The organism is Streptomyces sp. NPDC005791 (assembly GCF_042871485.1).
GTDB lineage: Bacteria > Actinomycetota > Actinomycetes > Streptomycetales > Streptomycetaceae > Streptomyces.
In genome coordinates, this window is sequence record NZ_JBIAIP010000008.1 from 300,497 (window position 1) to 315,350 (window position 14,854).

The 14,854-nt window shown below is 71.8% G+C and carries 11 protein-coding genes; 5 read left to right on the forward strand and 6 right to left on the reverse strand.

Annotation, left to right across the window (positions count from 1 at the left end):
* Nucleotides 1–54: 54 nt before the first annotated feature.
* Complete coding sequence (locus ACFYSH_RS18235) at nt 55–786, forward strand: CDP-alcohol phosphatidyltransferase family protein (RefSeq protein WP_388753565.1); 732 nt, start codon at nt 55–57, stop codon at nt 784–786.
* Here the strand turns inward: ACFYSH_RS18235 and ACFYSH_RS18240 are convergent.
* Nucleotides 755–1,204 carry an adenylyltransferase/cytidyltransferase family protein gene (locus ACFYSH_RS18240; protein WP_327113451.1) on the reverse strand — a complete coding sequence of 150 codons (450 nt, stop codon included), beginning with the start codon at nt 1,202–1,204 and terminating at the stop codon, nt 755–757. The two genes, ACFYSH_RS18235 and ACFYSH_RS18240, sit on opposite strands and share 32 nt — an antisense overlap.
* A gap of 163 nt (nt 1,205–1,367) precedes the next feature.
* Here ACFYSH_RS18240 and ACFYSH_RS18245 point away from each other — a divergent pair, with 163 nt between their 5' ends.
* Genes ACFYSH_RS18245 through ACFYSH_RS18255 form a run of 3 tightly spaced genes read left to right on the forward strand, consistent with a single transcriptional unit; the run spans nt 1,368 to nt 5,535 of the window.
* Nucleotides 1,368–2,612 carry a glycosyltransferase gene (locus ACFYSH_RS18245; RefSeq protein ID WP_388753568.1) on the forward strand — a complete coding sequence of 415 codons (1,245 nt, stop codon included), beginning with the start codon at nt 1,368–1,370 and terminating at the stop codon, nt 2,610–2,612.
* Entirely contained in the window at nt 2,609–4,297 is a 1,689-nt protein-coding gene (locus ACFYSH_RS18250; RefSeq protein WP_388753571.1) for a lipopolysaccharide biosynthesis protein, read from the forward strand. The genes ACFYSH_RS18245 and ACFYSH_RS18250 overlap by 4 nt, the downstream gene beginning before the upstream one ends.
* Nucleotides 4,294–5,535: a hypothetical protein gene (locus tag ACFYSH_RS18255; protein WP_388753573.1), complete on the forward strand. Its 1,242-nt coding sequence runs from the start codon at nt 4,294–4,296 to the stop codon at nt 5,533–5,535. Before ACFYSH_RS18250 ends, ACFYSH_RS18255 begins: the two co-directional genes overlap by 4 nt.
* Here the strand turns inward: ACFYSH_RS18255 and ACFYSH_RS18260 are convergent.
* Complete coding sequence (locus ACFYSH_RS18260) at nt 5,504–7,045, reverse strand: hypothetical protein (RefSeq protein ID WP_388753576.1); 1,542 nt, start codon at nt 7,043–7,045, stop codon at nt 5,504–5,506. The two genes, ACFYSH_RS18255 and ACFYSH_RS18260, sit on opposite strands and share 32 nt — an antisense overlap.
* A 107-nt stretch (nt 7,046–7,152) precedes the next feature.
* On the opposite strand from ACFYSH_RS18260, the gene ACFYSH_RS18265 reads away from it, so the two are divergent.
* Nucleotides 7,153–8,313, forward strand: a complete 1,161-nt coding sequence (locus tag ACFYSH_RS18265) for a glycosyltransferase (RefSeq protein WP_388753579.1) — start codon at nt 7,153–7,155, stop codon at nt 8,311–8,313.
* A gap of 4 nt (nt 8,314–8,317) precedes the next feature.
* On the opposite strand, the gene ACFYSH_RS18270 is transcribed toward ACFYSH_RS18265, so the two are convergent.
* From ACFYSH_RS18270 to ACFYSH_RS18285, 4 genes are read right to left on the reverse strand one after another with little or no spacing between them, the layout of a single operon-like run.
* Nucleotides 8,318–9,145, reverse strand: coding sequence for a glycosyltransferase family 2 protein (locus ACFYSH_RS18270; RefSeq protein WP_359475270.1), 828 nt, complete (start codon nt 9,143–9,145; stop codon nt 8,318–8,320).
* On the reverse strand, nt 9,145–9,846 hold the full coding sequence (locus tag ACFYSH_RS18275; RefSeq protein ID WP_388753582.1) for a hypothetical protein: 702 nt from the start codon (nt 9,844–9,846) through the stop codon (nt 9,145–9,147). Before ACFYSH_RS18275 ends, ACFYSH_RS18270 begins: the two co-directional genes overlap by 1 nt.
* Complete coding sequence (locus ACFYSH_RS18280; protein WP_388753585.1) at nt 9,843–12,098, reverse strand: LamG-like jellyroll fold domain-containing protein; 2,256 nt, start codon at nt 12,096–12,098, stop codon at nt 9,843–9,845. Before ACFYSH_RS18280 ends, ACFYSH_RS18275 begins: the two co-directional genes overlap by 4 nt.
* Complete coding sequence (locus tag ACFYSH_RS18285; RefSeq protein WP_388753588.1) at nt 12,095–14,830, reverse strand: DNRLRE domain-containing protein; 2,736 nt, start codon at nt 14,828–14,830, stop codon at nt 12,095–12,097. Before ACFYSH_RS18285 ends, ACFYSH_RS18280 begins: the two co-directional genes overlap by 4 nt.
* Between the last annotated feature and the right edge of the window lie 24 nt (nt 14,831–14,854).

Here is a 14,854-nt window from a genome sequence, read left to right on the forward strand (position 1 = left end):
CCCGCACTGTTTCTGCGATGATGCGGCGGGGAACCATCGGGCGCTGGGGGGCGTATGTCGAGCACGGGTACGGTGCTGCGTGAATTGCGTGGCGCGCAGAAGTCGTCCAAGGGTGTCTCGCTCTACTCGCGGTATGTGAACCGGCCGGCCGGACGCCTGCTCGCCGCGGGTGCCCACCGCGTCGGACTGACGCCCAATCAGGTCACGTCGGTCAGTGCGGGGTTCACGTTCGCCTCGATCGCGACCGTGGCGCTCGCGGAGCCGGCCTGGTGGCTCGGGGTGCTGGTCTGGGCCGGGCTGGCCGTCGGCTTCGCCTTCGACTCGGCCGACGGACAGCTCGCCCGGCTGACCGGGCGGGGCGGGCCGGACGGCGAGTGGCTCGACCATGTCGTGGACTGCGCGAAGATGATCCTCGTCCACAGCGCCGTCCTGATCTCGTTTTACCGGTACGACGGGCTGCCCGGTGAGGGCTGGCTCCTTCTGCCGCTCGGCTTCCTGTTCGTCGCCGTGCTCACCTTCTGTGCGGGGCTGCTGCGGGAACAGCTCGGCAAGGCGGCGGCCCGCACCGCACCGGCCGCGGTGGGCCCTGCCGCTGCGGCGTCCCGGGTCCGGGCCGTGGCGCTGCTGCCCGCGGACTACGGGATCTTCTGCCTGGTCTTCCTGCTGCTCGGCGCACCCGGGGCCTTCCGGGCCGGGTACGCCGTGCTCGCGGCGGTGCACGCCCTGTTCCTGGTGGCGTTCCTGGTCAAGTGGTTCAGGGAGCTGAAAGCGCTCCGGGCCGGCTGACGAGCACGTCCAGTGCCCGGCGGAGCTGGGTGCTGGACGTGTGCACCGTGTACGGGAAGTAGACGACCTCCACCCCGACCTCGGCGAAGTCCCGCTCCAGGCGCTCGCCCTTCTCCGTCCCCCGCCAGTCGTCGCCCTTGAAGATGACGTCGAAGCGGACCTGCTGCCAGGTCTCGACCTTGTCCGGAACGGTCTCGACGAACGCCGCGTCCACATGGCGCACACTGCGGACGATCTCCAGCCGCTCGGGCAGCGGGATCACCGGCTTGTGGCCCTTGGCCAGCGCGGCCATCTCGTCGGAGACGACCCCGGCCACCAGGTAGTCGCACTGACTGCGGGCGTGCCGCAGGATGTTCAGGTGGCCGACGTGGAACAGGTCGTACACCCCCGGCGCGTAACCGACCCTGTGCTGCACCATTTCTCTCCCCCCACGGCGGAACTGGTTCAACGACCTTACTGTGAAGAACACTTGTGCAACGCGTGAACGGATAAGCTCAAAGGAGAGGTTGTTCCGGGGGGAAGGCGATCATCCGTTGTCCGCTGCTGAGCATCACAGACCGTTCGCACATCGCAGACTTCTCGTGGTCTCCACCAACTACGCGCCCGAGCTGACGGGCATCGGCCCGTACGCCACACAGCTCGCCGAGCACTGGGCGGCGTCGGGCGCCAGGACCGAGGTCCTGACCGGGATGCCGCACTACCCCTCCTGGCGCGTGGACGAGCGGTACCGGGGGGTGTGGCGGAAGGAGGAGAGCCGCGAGGGGGTGCGCGTGCACCGTCGACGGCACTACGTGCCTCCTCGGCAGACAGCGCTGCGCCGGGGCGCGTTCGAGGCGTCCGTGCTCGTCCACGGGGTCCTCGCACCGCCGCCCGGCCGTTTCGACGCGGTGATCTCCCAGATGCCTAGCCTCGCGGGCGGTGTGATCGGCGCCCGGCTGGCGCGCCGCCACCGTGTACCCCACATACCCGTCGTCCAGGACCTGATGGGCGCCGCCGCCGCGCAGAGCGGCATCCGAGGGGGAGGCCGAGCGGCGGCCGTCGCCGCGAAGGCCGAGCGTCACGCGTTGCGCGGCGCGGCCCTGGTCGGCGTCATCCACGAGAGCTTCGTGGAGGGGGTCACCGCCCTCGGTGTGGACCCCGGACGCATTCGACTGGTCCCCAACTGGACCCATGTGCGCAGCCCGTCGGCCGACCGCGCCGCTACCCGCGCCCGGCTCGGCTGGGCGGAGGACACCCTGGTAGTGCTGCACTCCGGCAACATGGGTCTCAAGCAGGGCCTCGACGTCCTGGTCGGTCTGGCGCGGCTGGCCCCGGACATCCGGGTCGTCCTGATGGGTGACGGCAACCAGCGTGAAGGACTGCGCGAGCGGGCCGGGGCGCTGCCCAACATCGACGTCCTCCCGCCGGCCGACGCGGACGACTTCACCGATGTGCTCGCCGCCGCCGATGTGCTCGCGGTGACCCAGCGGGCCTCGGTGCTCGACATGAGCGTGCCGTCGAAGCTCACCTCGTACTTCGTCACCGGGCGCCCCGTCGTCGCCTCTGTCTCAGGCGAGGGCGGTACGGCGGACGAGGTGCGCCGGTCGGGTGCGGGGATCCTCGTGGCCCCCGAGGACCCGGCCGCGCTCCTCGCCGTCGTACGCCGGCTGGCCGCCGATCCGGTGGAGGCGGACGCACTGGGTGCGCACGGTCCGCGGTACGTCGCACAGCACCTGAGCCGGGAGGCGGGCCTCGCGCGCTTCGACGCCCTGCTCGTCGAGGCACTCGGGAACGTGGGAGCCGGGGACACGCGAACCGGGGACACCCAAGGGGGAGCACGCCGATGACGCATCAGATCCGTCCCCTGGACGACCAGGACGAGCCGGCGCTGCTCCGCGACCAGTTCCGCCAGCTCCTGCGCTACCGCCTGCTCCTCGCCGGAGGCGTCGCCGTGGGCCTCCTGGGCGGGGGCTTCCTCGCCCTGAGCGGCGACGACACCTACACGGCCACCGGCGAGGTGCAGGTACGCTCCGCGACCGCCGACCCGTTCGCCACCGGCGCGTCCGCCGACAAGGGCATCAACATCGGCTCCGAGCGGCAGACGGCGGTCAGCGACACCGTGGGCGACCTGGCCGCCGGGACCCTGCTCAAGAAGGGCGACGACGTCACCGCCCGGAAACTGCTCGTCGGCCTCCAGGTCACCAACCCGCCCAACACCCTCACCCTGCGCTTCTCGTACACCGGGGCCACCCCCGAGCAGGCCCGGTCCCGCGCCGAAGCCCTGGCCAACGCCTACCTCGCGCACCGCAAGGCCCGCACCGAGGAAAGCATCGACAACATGGCGAACGGCTACCGCGCGCAGCTCGACCCACTGGAGGAGAAGCGCGACCTGCTGGAGGAAAGCACCGGGGTCGATGCCGCGGACGACGTCAGCAGCGCCCGCGCCAACATCATCGTCTCCATCTCCGAGCTGAGCCGGAAGATCTCCGAGCTCCAGGCACTCGACACCACCCCCGGCTACCTCAACAAGAAGCCCGTCGCCCCCACCGAGCCCGCCGGCGCAGGCCTGCCGTTGCTCCTCGGGCTCGGCGCGGTCGTCGGTCTCGCCCTCGGACTGCTGATGTCGTGGGTGCGCCTCGTCTTCGACCCCGCCGTACGCTCCCCCCGCGAACTCGTCCGCTCCCTCGGGGCCCCGCTGCTCGGCACGCTGCCCCGGGAGCGCGCGGCCACGGACAGCCTGCTCGCGATCGGGCGCAGCGGTTCGCGGCTCGCCGAGGAATACCGTGCGGTCGCCTTCCGGCTCGCCTACGACCCGTCGTTCGCGGAGCGGCGCCGGCTCCTGGTCACCGCCCCGCGCGGGGACAACGCGGCGGCGGCCGCCGCCGCGGTCAACCTGGCTGCCGCCTTCGCCGAGATGGGCCGCGACGTCCTGCTCGTGGAAGCCGATCTGCGCACGCCGTCGCTGGCCCGTGACCTGGGGTCGGCCGCCCATGAGGTCCGGCCGCCGCGCTGGGCCGCCGAGGAGGGCGACCGCGGCTGGCCGGCCGGCGGCCGCTCCAACGTGGACGTACCGGGCTCCGGGGCCTTCGCCCTGGTGGCGGGGACCACCGCCGACAACGTGCCGCGCGCCCTGACCTCCGCGTCCGTCGCACGGACCGTCGCCGAGGCCGACCGTCCCGGCGCGGTGGTCATCGTCCTCGCCCCGCCCGTGCTGTCGTACGCCGACGCGGTCGCCCTGGTGGACCGGGTCGAGGGCGTCATGATCGTCTGCGATCCGCGCGAGGTGCACCGCGGCGACCTGGAACGCATCCGCGAGATCATCGGTGCCTCCGGCGGCTCGGTGCTCGGCGCCCTGCTCCACCCCGGCCGGGGCCGGCTGCGCCGCGCGGACCGCCGGCCCAGGTCAGGCCGGCGCCGCTCAGGCCGTGGACCGGACGGGCCGCCCCTCGAAGCGGACGCCCCGGAGGTCACCGGGAACCCCGACGAGACCATGGGGCTGCGCTCCTTCACCCTCCCGGGGGCGCGCCGGTGAGAGCCCGCACCGCGATCGTCTGCTCGGTCGCGGACCAGGGCGTGGCGGCGCTCACCAACATCCTGGTGCTCGTGGCCGCCGCCCGGCTCTCCACCGTGGCCGACTTCGCCCGCTTCTCCGCGGTCTACCTCGTCTTCACCGTGCTGCTGGGCGTCTCCGGCGCGTACACCGGGCAGCCGCTGGTCCTCCGGCGTGGCGCCGGCCAGGACACCCGGGGGGCCTGCCGCTCGGCGGTCGTGTTCACCGTCGGTGCCTCGGCGGCCCTCGGCGCACTGCTGGCCACTGTCTGCCGGCTCGTCCCGGGGGACACCGCCCGCGCGCTGCTGATGCTCGGCCTCGTCCTGCCGGTGGTGCTGGGGCAGGACGCCCTGCGCTACGCCTTCTCCACCCTCCAGCGACCCCATCTCGCGCTGGCCGCGGACCTGTTGCGACTGGTGTGCGTGCTCGGCGCCCTGGCCCCCCAGGAGTACGGCGCCACCCCCGCCCGGCTGATCGCCCTCTGGGGACTGTCCGCCCTGCCGGCTCTGCTGATGTCCGCCGTGCTGCTGCACCGCTCGACCGCCGGGGCCCCGCTGCGGATACGGCCGATGCTGAGGCGCGGCCACCTCGGGCAACGCTTCGTCGTCGAGTTCGGTGTCGGCAACGCGGCCAGTCAGCTCTCCGTCCTCGGTCTCGGCGCCGTCGGCAACCCGCTCCTGGTCGGAGCCCTGCGCGGGGCGACCACCCTGTTCGGGCCGCTCAACGTGCTGTTCACCTCCGCCACCTCCTTCGGCCCGCCGCTGCTCCGCCGCATCCGGGACGAGCGGCGCCGCGTCCGCGCGACCGCGGTCCTCGCCGCCGCACTCGCCGCGACCGCCGCCCTCTGGGCCACCGCGCTGGCCCTGCTGCCCGAGCGAGCAGGACGCGAACTGCTCGGCGACACCTGGCCGACAGCCGCCGCGCTGCTCCCGGCCACCGGCAGCCAGTACGCGGCGATGGCCGCCGGTACCTGCGGACTGCTCGCCCTTCGCATGCTCGACCCGCGTACGACGCTGAGCATCCAGGTGGTCTTCTCGCTCACCGCGGTGGCGTTCATGGCCGGCGGTTACGCCCTCGGGGGTGTCCCCGGGGCCGCCTGGGGGCTGTGCCTCGGCTCGTTCTGCAAGGCCGTCGCCACCTGGACCAGGGTGGCAGGGCTGCGCCGCCGGAGGCCGGCCGGGGAGACCGTCAGCGCCGACGCGCTGCCCTCTGCTCCCTGAACGTCGTGATCAGCACGAGGCACATGGCGCCGATCGCCAGCTTCCCCGCAGCCTGGAGCAGCGGCCCGCGCAACAGGATGAAGGTGTACCCGGCGATCAGCGGCGCCGCGATCGCCAGAACACTTCCCGGGCCGGGCCCCGCCCGGGTGACGGCCAGTGCGTACCGGCGGTCGGTGCGCGCCACCGCGTAACCGATCAGTGAGAGCCCGCCGATCACCCCGGAGGCGCCGAAGTCGACCCAGAACTCGGTCCACAGCGGGGCCGAGAGGTTGGTCATCCGCAGCCCCATCCACTGCCCGACCCGGACCCCGGTGTCCTCCGGCTTCCCGCTCCACACCGCGCGCGGCACGAAGAACAGGGCAGAGCCCGTCAGTTGGCGTCCGTAGGTGTGGCCCCGGGTGTCGACCCACGAGATGGTGTTGGCGAACATCACCATCTGGTCGTAGTCCTTGGTCACCAGCGGCTCGAAGACCGAGGCCGACTGTGCGGGCCGCTGTCCTTCGTCGTCGTACCGGAACTTGTCGGCGTACGGGAACACCACCAGTGCCCCCACCACCCCCGTCGCCAGCACCATGCGGTAGATCGCCGCACTGCTCGGGAACGCGGTGAACACGAAGGCCATCAACACCGTCAGGAACCAGTAACGGGCGTTGGAGATCGGGTTGTTCACCACAAGGTTCAACGCCATCAGCGCCACCCACACCAGCGCCGTCGACGGGGTGCGCCGGGCCCGGTAGGAGGTTGCCAGACGGCGGGTGTAGAAGAGCAGCGCCAGCAGCGCCGGGACCTGGCCGAAGCCCTTGACGAACGCCGAGCCGACATTGGACCCTTCCGAGGCCACCCCGCTCGCCGCGACGGTCTCGTTGATCTCCTGCCGGCTGGAGAAGAAGACCGAGGGCCCGCCCAGTTTGAGCACGTAGAACGCGCTCGCCGCGAACGCCAGCAGCACCAGCAGTCGCAGCCGCAGCGGATGTGCCACGGCCGGTCCTCCGCCCGGGCTCCGCGTGGAGGGCGTACGGCGCCGCAGCGGCCGGCGCGAGGCCAGCAGCGCCCCCAGGTCGAAGGCGGCACACCCCACCAGAACCATCGCGATGGCCGTGACCAGGTCCTGGCGCGGTCCCACCATCGGCGTCGGCGTCTGCCCGATCACCACCTGCGCGAACGGCGCGACACCCATGGCGATGTACACGAACATCCAGAAGACGCCCTGGAGCAGCCGCCGCCGGGTGGAGAGGATCATCGTCGCCAGCCGGGCCCCCGCATAGCAGGTCAGCACCAGCTGGAGCCAGTACGCGGTGTCCCGGACCCCGTTACCGGGCTGGGCGGCGATCACCGCGGGCAGGAAGCACACCAGACCGAGGACGAGCGGCACGGACAGGGCCCGCGACAGCATCGACCAGACGATCGGCCGCTCGGGCGGCTCCGGGACGCCGCCCCGGGCCCGTGCCCACCCCGGACGCGCGACCGCGCGGGCGGCCTGCTCCCGCGCCGATGTGCGCACCGACGTCATGCCCCCCCCAGGATCAGTGAACCGCTGAACACTCTAACGAATCAGCCCACTTGAGGGGGCGCGATGACTACCCTGTGAATTATTGGCCGCAGTCGAGGGGAACTCTGGTGAAACTCCTGCACGTTGTCACGCTCCACACTCCGGACCATGCCTTCGGCGGGCCGACCCGGGTGGCGTTCAACCTCTCCAAGGTCCAGCGGGCCAACGGCGACGACGCACGCGTCATGGCCCTCGGCGACGGCTTCCCCGACGGCGAACTGCCCAGCCACGTGGAAGGGGTTCCCGTCCACCTCTTCCAGGCACGGCATCTGCTCCCGATGTTCGAGGTCAGCGGCATCACCTCCGGCGCGCTGCTGCGCACCGCACGCCGCATGATGCGCGGCGCCGACCTCGTACACGTCCACCTGATGCGGGACCTGGTGACCCTGCCGGCGGCGCTCCTCGCGCTCGCGACCCGTACACCCCTGGTCGTCCAGACCCACGGCATGATCGACCCCACGGAGAAGAGGGTCGCCCGGCTCACCGACGTCCTCGGGGTCCGCAAGGTGCTGCGCGACGCCGACGCCGTCCTGCACCTCACCGAGAGGGAACGGGTCGATGTGAACGCCGTCGCAGCTCCCGTACCGCTCGCCCGTACCGTACGGCTGGTCAACGGTGTGCGCCCCCAGGAGCGCAAGCCCGCCCGCGACCCCGGCCGCCCGCCGACCGTGCTGTACCTCGCCCGCATCCAGGAGCGCAAGCGGCCCGAGGACTTCATCGCCGCGATGCCGCACGTCCTCGCCCGCCACCCGGACGCCCGCTTCGTGCTGGCCGGCCCGGACACCGGCGCACTGGGCGCAACCCTCGCCCTCGCCCGGAAGCTGGGCGTCACGGACTCCCTCGACCATGTGGGCCCGCTGGAGCACGACGAGGTCCTCGCCGCCGGACGCGAGGCCGATGTGTACGTGTTGCCGGCGATCGAGGAGCCGTTCCCGGTCTCGGTCCTGGAGGCGATGTCGGTCGGCACTCCGGTCGTCATCACCCGCACCTGCGGGCAGGGCCCCGATGTGTCGGGGGCCGGTGCGGGCCGGGTGATCGACAGCCGGGTCGGCGAGGACGCGGCCAACGCCCGTAAGGTCGCCGACGCGATCCTGGAGCTGCTCGAGCCGGAGGCCGCCGAACAGGCGGGCAAGGCCGCCTGGCGGCTGGTGAACGACCAGTTCACCATCGAGGCCGTCACCGCCACCCTCCGGCGGACCTACGAGGACGTGGTCCGCCGGAAGGCGTGACGCCTCACCCCGGCTGCCGCTCGCGGGACTTCAACGCGATCTGCCACCGGTAGAAGCTCATCGCGAGTGCGAAGTCCAGGCCCGCACGTCCGTCGAGGAAGCCCCGCCGGTAGACGTACATGTAGGCGAAGGACACCAGCGGTTTGAACGGTGCCTTGTGGAAGAGCTGCCCCTGACGGGACTTCACCTTCCTCACCTGCTCCTTGACCTCGGGATGGTGCTCCAGCCACGCCTCCCAGTCCGAGTAGCGGTTGTGCCGCTCGAACCAGGCGGTGACCGGGTCCAGGTCCTGGTGCTCGATGGGGTTGCTCAGCGCCTCGGCCGTCGTCGCGACCGGCTGGTAATGCCCCTCGACCTCCCCGATCCCCGGCGCGGCGAGATCGCCGACCTCCGGGTAGAAGCACTTGGTCCGGTCGGTCAGGGACCGCTTGCGGATCGTGTAGCCGTGCCGCAGCCGTTTCCCCGAGAACCAGTAACCCAGCGGAATGTCGTACGCCGCCGGCTTCGGGCCGTCCTGGTCGGCGAAGATCCGCCGCAGCTCCGCCAGCAGTCCGGGACTGATCCGCTCGTCACCGTCGAGCAGCAGGATCCAGTCCAGGTCCGTGCGGACGTTCTCCAGGCACCACTGCTTCTTGCGCGGATGTCCTCCGTCCCAGGTGTACGTGACCACTTCGGCCCCGCACTCCTCGGCGATCTTCGCCGTGTCGTCGGTGCTGTGGGAGTCCACCACGACGACCGCCTCGAAGTGCCCCAGGACCGACTTCACCGCCTCGGCGATGTTCAGACCCTCGTTCTTCGTGGGGATCGCGACGGCGATGGGCAGCTTGCGCATCAGTTGTCTCCTTGTGGCAGCCAGGCGTAGCAGCCTGTGGAGGTGAAGGTGCGGGCGGCTTTGGGGACGGTGATCTCCACCGCCTTGCCGGTGTCGGAGGAGCCCGATGCCAGCTCCTTGCCGTTCGCCCCGGTCAGCTGCCAGTCGCAGGCCTTCGTGGGGGAGGGGGCCCGGTAGTCACCGGGCCTGAGCTCCTTGCCGGTGTGTGTGCCGTCGGCGTACCCGAGCGCGGCCTCGTCGACGACGTCCTGGTGCTGCGGGCAGAGGTGCGCCGCGGCAGGCTTCGCGTCCGCGACCTCGCCGGAGACGATGGCGCCGACCGCGATGTCCCGGTCGGCCTTGACCAGATAGCGGAGCCTGTCGCAGGTCTCCTGGCCCGTCTGGAGCACCGCGGCCGGGTCCATCCCCTCGGGTACGCGGTCGGTCAGGTACTCCTTCTGCTTCTTCGTGAAGGAACCCGTGGCCGGGGTGATGTCCCCGGCGGGCGCCTTCGGCGCGGTGCTGGGCTTCGTGGCCTGCGTGCCGGAAGGGGAGACCGCCGGTCCGGCGACGGGAGGTGCGGGGGAGACCGCGGCGGACGGTGTGCTGCTGGCCGCGGCGGCCTCCCTGCCTCCGTCGCCGGACCCGTCGGACGAGCCGCAGGCGGCCAGTGCCGCCGTCGCCAGGGCGACGGCGGCACCGGCCAGGAACGGATGTCTCATTCACCCGTCCTCAGGGCGTAGTGATCGCTGATCTGGGAAGCGCTCAGCGCGGTCGGGTACACGGCAGTCTCGTCGATCTGACCGGCGAAGAAGTAGCTGGTCGGGCGGTTGGCCCAGCCGCCCACGCTGTCCCCGCCGACCCGCCAGTAGCCCGGGTAGTTCTCGTTGCCGGTGTAGAGGATGTTCGACGCGCGCAGCTGCCCGTCGACGTACAGCCTCATGCCGCCGGTGCCCTGTGTGGCGACGACATGGTGCCAGTTGCCGTCGTTGTAGGTTCCGGCCGTGGTCACCGTGCGGCGACCGCCGTTGTGGACACCGAAGACCAGCCGTCCGTCGTCGGCCATGTACACGTGCTTGTCGAAGCGGGTGCTGTTCTGCATGCTCAGATTGCCGAAGCCGATGATCTTGCCGCCCCGTGAGGTGGTGGTCCTGATCCAGGTCTCCACCGAGAAACGGGTGGGCTGGGGATGGCGCTTGTTGCTGTACGCGTACTCGCTCGCCCCGTCGAAACCGATGGCGGTCGAGTCGCCCGCGATCGCGGCCGGGGTCTGCCGGTAGGCGGGCGCGTTGCGCAGGAAGCCGTTGTTCAGGCCGCCCGTGGTGTCCGCCGCGAAGGTGGAGGCGCCCTCGTCGTAGCGCCAGTAGAGCGAGGCACCGTCGGACAGCACCCGCGCCGGGTAGCCCTGTGTGGAGGCGGCGACGGTGGCCGACTGCGCCGGGGACCTGGCGCTGGTGTTGGTGCCGTCGCTCGCGGTGATGCGGTACGAGTGCGTCTCGCCCACCGCCACATCGGTGTCCGTCCACTTCAGCTGCGGGCGGTCCCAGAAGAGCGAGTAACCCGTGACGGTGTGCACGGGCGTGGCCGCGCCGTCCTTGTAGATCCGGTAGGTCAGCTCCCCGTCGTCGGTGTCGTAACTGGTCTGCCACTGGACGTCGATCTGCCCGGCGGTGACCGTGGACAGGCTGACGTTGGGTACCCAGGGCGCCCCGGTGTCCGGTCCGTCGGCGAACCGGGTCAGCCCCTGCTGCCCGGCTCCGTTGACGGTGGTGAACTCCCCGCCGACCCACAGGTAGTGGTGGCCGCCCTTGTCCGTCTGCGTCATCACCCGGGGCCCGACCGGCTCACCGATGCCGTCGTTCGTGTCCGGGAACCAGGGCAGCAGCGTCGGGTCGTCGACGGACTGGGCCAGCAGGTGCCTGCGCGGCTGGTCGGCGAACCCGCCCATGCTGGCGCAGTCATGGGCGTGGCTACCGCTGTACAGCACGCCCGAGTGGACCAGGACGGCCTGGGTGGCGCCCAGGCAGGTGTCCCGCCACCGCTGCTGGTAGTCGTCGAGGTCGATGGCGATGCGGCCGTCGAACACCCCACCGCCCGTGCCCTCGTTGGCGGTGTACAGCCCGGTCGCGTCCGTCGTGAGGTCCTGCACCGTGGAGGTGTTGGGGATGAAGCCCGGATAGCTCTTGGTGAGCGCGCCCGTGGTGGTGTCGACGACGGCGAGCGCGTGCGAGGTGGTGCCGTTGACGGTGAAGAAGTCACCGCCGAGCGCCACGTGCTGTCCGTCGGGGGTCACCTGGACGGCCCGGGCCACCTCGTCGGCGTTCGCCGTCCACGGCAGGAGATCCGCGCCGGTGGTGACGGCGGCGAACTTGTTCCTGGTCTCGCCGCCCACGCTGTTGAAGTCACCGGCCAGATAGACGGTGTCCGCCGTGACGTCCAGGGCCCGAACCGTCGCCGAGACGGCGATCTTGAAGTCCTGGCGCGGGGTGCAGGTCGCGGTGTCGACGGCCGCGAAGTTGCTGACACCCACCCCGTTCACCGCCCCGAACTGTCCGCCCGCGTACAGGGTTTGACCGTCGGGAGAGAGCGCGAGGGCCCGCACGGTGGCCGTCCCGGAGGACATCGTGAACGACAGGTCGCAGCCCACCGGCGCGCCCGTCGCCGCGTCGAACGCCGCGAAGTTGACCGCGGGCTCCTCCGCGGTGCCCGCCGCCGCGTCCGGCGGCCTGATGGTGGAGAAGGTTCCGCCCGCGTAGACGACCCCGTCCGCCGCGGCCATCGACCAGACGATGCCGTTGGTCTGCCAGGTGGTGAGATCGTCCGCGGTGATCGACACCGGCGGTGTCAGCGCCGCCGCCGGTGAGGTCCCGGCCGCTGTCGCGGTCAGGGCTCCGGCGAACAGACAGAGCGCGGCGGACGCGGCCCGCACACGGCCGCTTCCCCCGGGTCTCCGCCCCGTACTTGTGTTCATCATTCAACTCCGAAGGTGAGGACGAGCTGCGGCCGGTAGGCCGTGGTCGCCTCGCTCGACCAGATGCGGAGACTGTCCGTCCCGTTGCTGGTCAGGGCGAGTGAGGTGGCGGAGCCGAGGGCCCCGCCCAGAGCGGAAGCGTCCAGTTCCGCCGCGTAGCCGGTGGAGACCGAGGCCGCACCGGTGATGGTCCCCAGCGCGGACGTGGAGAGCGCCGGCCGGGTGGTGTAGGTGACCGCCGATTCGGTCCACGCGCCGGTGACCGGCACGATGCTGTGGCGGTCGGCCGACCCCGCCGTGGAGTCCGACGAGGTACGGAAGGTGAGCCGTGCGCTCGTGAGTACCCGGCCGGCCGGGGCGGACGGCAGCGTGAAGCGCAGATAGCTCAGGTAGGCCGTGGTACCCCGGGAGGCGAGCTGGCTGTCGTCGTAGTTCGTGTTCGCCGCCACGCTGTTGACGTACGCGTCCTCGTCAGGGGTGAGGGTGACGGTGCTGTCCCCGGGGCCCGGCGGAGTGCCGGCCAGCGCGTGGTGCGCGGCGACCTGTGCGGCGGTCAGCGCCGACGGGTAGACCGCGGTCTCGTCGACCTGCCCGGCGAAGTAGACGCTGGTGGGGCGGTTCGGCCAGGCGCCGCTCATGGCGTCCCCGCCCACCCGCCAGAACCCGTTGTACGAGCGGTTACCGGTCGCCTGATTCGTGCCGACCGCCTCCCCGTCGACGTACAGCACCATGCCTGACGGGCCCTGGGTGGCGACGGCGTGGTGCCAGGCACCGTCGTTGTAGGAGACGGCCGAGGTGATGGTGGGCCGGGTGCTGCCGCTCTGCACGCCGAACGCCAGCCGGCCGTCGTCCGTCAGATAGAGCAGCTTGTCGGAGAGGCCGCTCGTGTGGCCGCGCTCGGTACCGATGTTGTTGCCGTAGCCGACGATCCGCCCGCCGCTCGAGGACGTGGTGCGGAACCACGTCTCGACCGAGTACGGCGTGGGGGAGGTGTAGCGGTGCAGCCGGTCGCTGTAGACGTACTCGTCCGTGCCGTTGAGGGAGAGCGCGGCCGAACCCGCCACCGCGGAGGGCGTGGCCCGGTAGGACGGCGCGTTCATGTACACCCCGCCGTTGCCGCTCGCCGACGCGTCGGCGGCGAAGGCGCCACCGGCCTCGTCGTAGCGCCAGTACAGGTCGGCCCCGTCGGCCAGCACCTTCTCCTGGTAGGGCGAGGCCGAGGACGCGGCGGTCACCGGGACGGCGGTGGAGGGCGCGCTGGTGTTGGTGCCGTCGCTCGCAGTGATCCGGTAGCTGTACGACCGGCCCGCCACCACGTTCCGGTCCGTGAAGGTCAGCTGCGGCCTGCTGAAGAACAACGAGGTGCCCGTCGCCGTGTACACCGGCGTCGCGCCGCCGTCGCGGTAGACCCTGTACGTCAGGAGGCTGTCGTCCAGGTCCAGGCTGCTGCGCCAGCGGACCTCGACCTCACCGGCCCGTGGTGCGGAGACGCTGACCGCGGGTGCCGGGGGCGCGCCGGTGTCCGGGGTGTTCGCGAACCGCGTCAGCGCCTGCTGGCCGGTCCCGTTGACCGTGGTGAACTCGCCGCCGACCCAGAGGAAGTCGCGGCCTCCCTTCGAGGACACGGTCAGGGCCCGTGGACCGACCGGCTCACCGACGCCGTCATTGGTGTCCGGGAGCCAGCCCAGCAGATCCGGGCTGTCGACGGACTGCGCGGTCAGATGCTTGCGGCCCTGGTTGGGGAAGCCGCCCATGCTCGAGCAGTCGTGCACATGACTGCCCGCGTACAGCACGCCCTCGTGGACCCGGACCGCTTGCGTCGCGCCCTGGCAGGTGTCCCGCCAGCGCTGGCCGAAGCCGTCGAGCTCCATGGCGAGCCGGCCGTCGAACGACGTGGGACCCGAGCCCTCGCCCGCCGCGTACCAGCCGTCGGAGGCCGCGTCCGTGACGATGTCCTTGATGACGGCGGACGACGGGATGAACGTCGCACCGTAGGCGTGGGTGACCGCGCCCGTGGCCGGGCTGGTCACCGCGAGCGCGTGCGAGGCGGTGCCGCCGACGGTGAAGAAGTCACCGCCGATGAGGACGCTGTCCCCGTCCGGGGTCACCCTCAGGGTGCGGCCAGGTTCGTCGGCGTCCGGATTCCAGCCGGTCAGCGCCCCCGCGGGGGTGACGGCGCCGAAGAAGCGCCGGGCCGTCCCGTTGACGGTTTGGAAGTCGCCGCCCGCGTAGACGGTGCCGTCCGCCGCGACGTCGAGGGCCCGGACCGTCGCCCCGAACTGCGGCGAGAAGCCCGTGCGCGGCCGGCAGGTCGCGGTGTCGACCGCGGTCAGCCCGTTGACGGCCGTCCCGTTCACCGCGTTGAAGTAACCGCCCACGTACAGCGTGGACTTGTCGGGCGAGACGGCGAGGGCCCGCACCGTCGCCGTGCCGCTGCTGCGGGTGAAGGAGAGCGAGCAGCCGGTGGGCGCGCCGGTCGCCGCGTCGAAGGCGGCGAAGTTCACGGCGGGGGTCGTGCCGCTCCCGGCGGGGGAACCCGCGGGCCTGATGCCCGAGAAGGTGCCGCCCGCGTAGACGACCCCGTTCGCCTCGGCGAGCGACCAGACGATGCCGTTGGTCTGGTACGTGGACAGGGCGTCGGCGGTGAAGCCGACAGGCGGGGTGAGCGCGGCGGCCGGGGGAGCGGGGAGCGCGGTGAGAGCGCCCGCGGCGAGCCCCAGCACAGCGGCGGACACGCCGGCCCGGGTCCGTCCGGGACG

What these genes read in the sequence shown, in the direction of transcription:
- ACFYSH_RS18260 (WP_388753576.1), bottom strand. Translation starts at nt 7,045, where the DNA reads ATGACGTCGGTGCGCACATCGGCGCGGGAGCAGGCCGCCCGCGCGGTC.
- ACFYSH_RS18240 (WP_327113451.1), bottom strand. Translation starts at nt 1,204, where the DNA reads ATGGTGCAGCACAGGGTCGGTTACGCGCCGGGGGTGTACGACCTGTTC.
- ACFYSH_RS18270 (WP_359475270.1), bottom strand. Translation starts at nt 9,145, where the DNA reads ATGCGCAAGCTGCCCATCGCCGTCGCGATCCCCACGAAGAACGAGGGT.
- ACFYSH_RS18280 (WP_388753585.1), bottom strand. Translation starts at nt 12,098, where the DNA reads ATGATGAACACAAGTACGGGGCGGAGACCCGGGGGAAGCGGCCGTGTG.
- ACFYSH_RS18275 (WP_388753582.1), bottom strand. Translation starts at nt 9,846, where the DNA reads ATGAGACATCCGTTCCTGGCCGGTGCCGCCGTCGCCCTGGCGACGGCG.
- ACFYSH_RS18235 (WP_388753565.1), top strand. Translation starts at nt 55, where the DNA reads ATGTCGAGCACGGGTACGGTGCTGCGTGAATTGCGTGGCGCGCAGAAG.
- ACFYSH_RS18250 (WP_388753571.1), top strand. Translation starts at nt 2,609, where the DNA reads ATGACGCATCAGATCCGTCCCCTGGACGACCAGGACGAGCCGGCGCTG.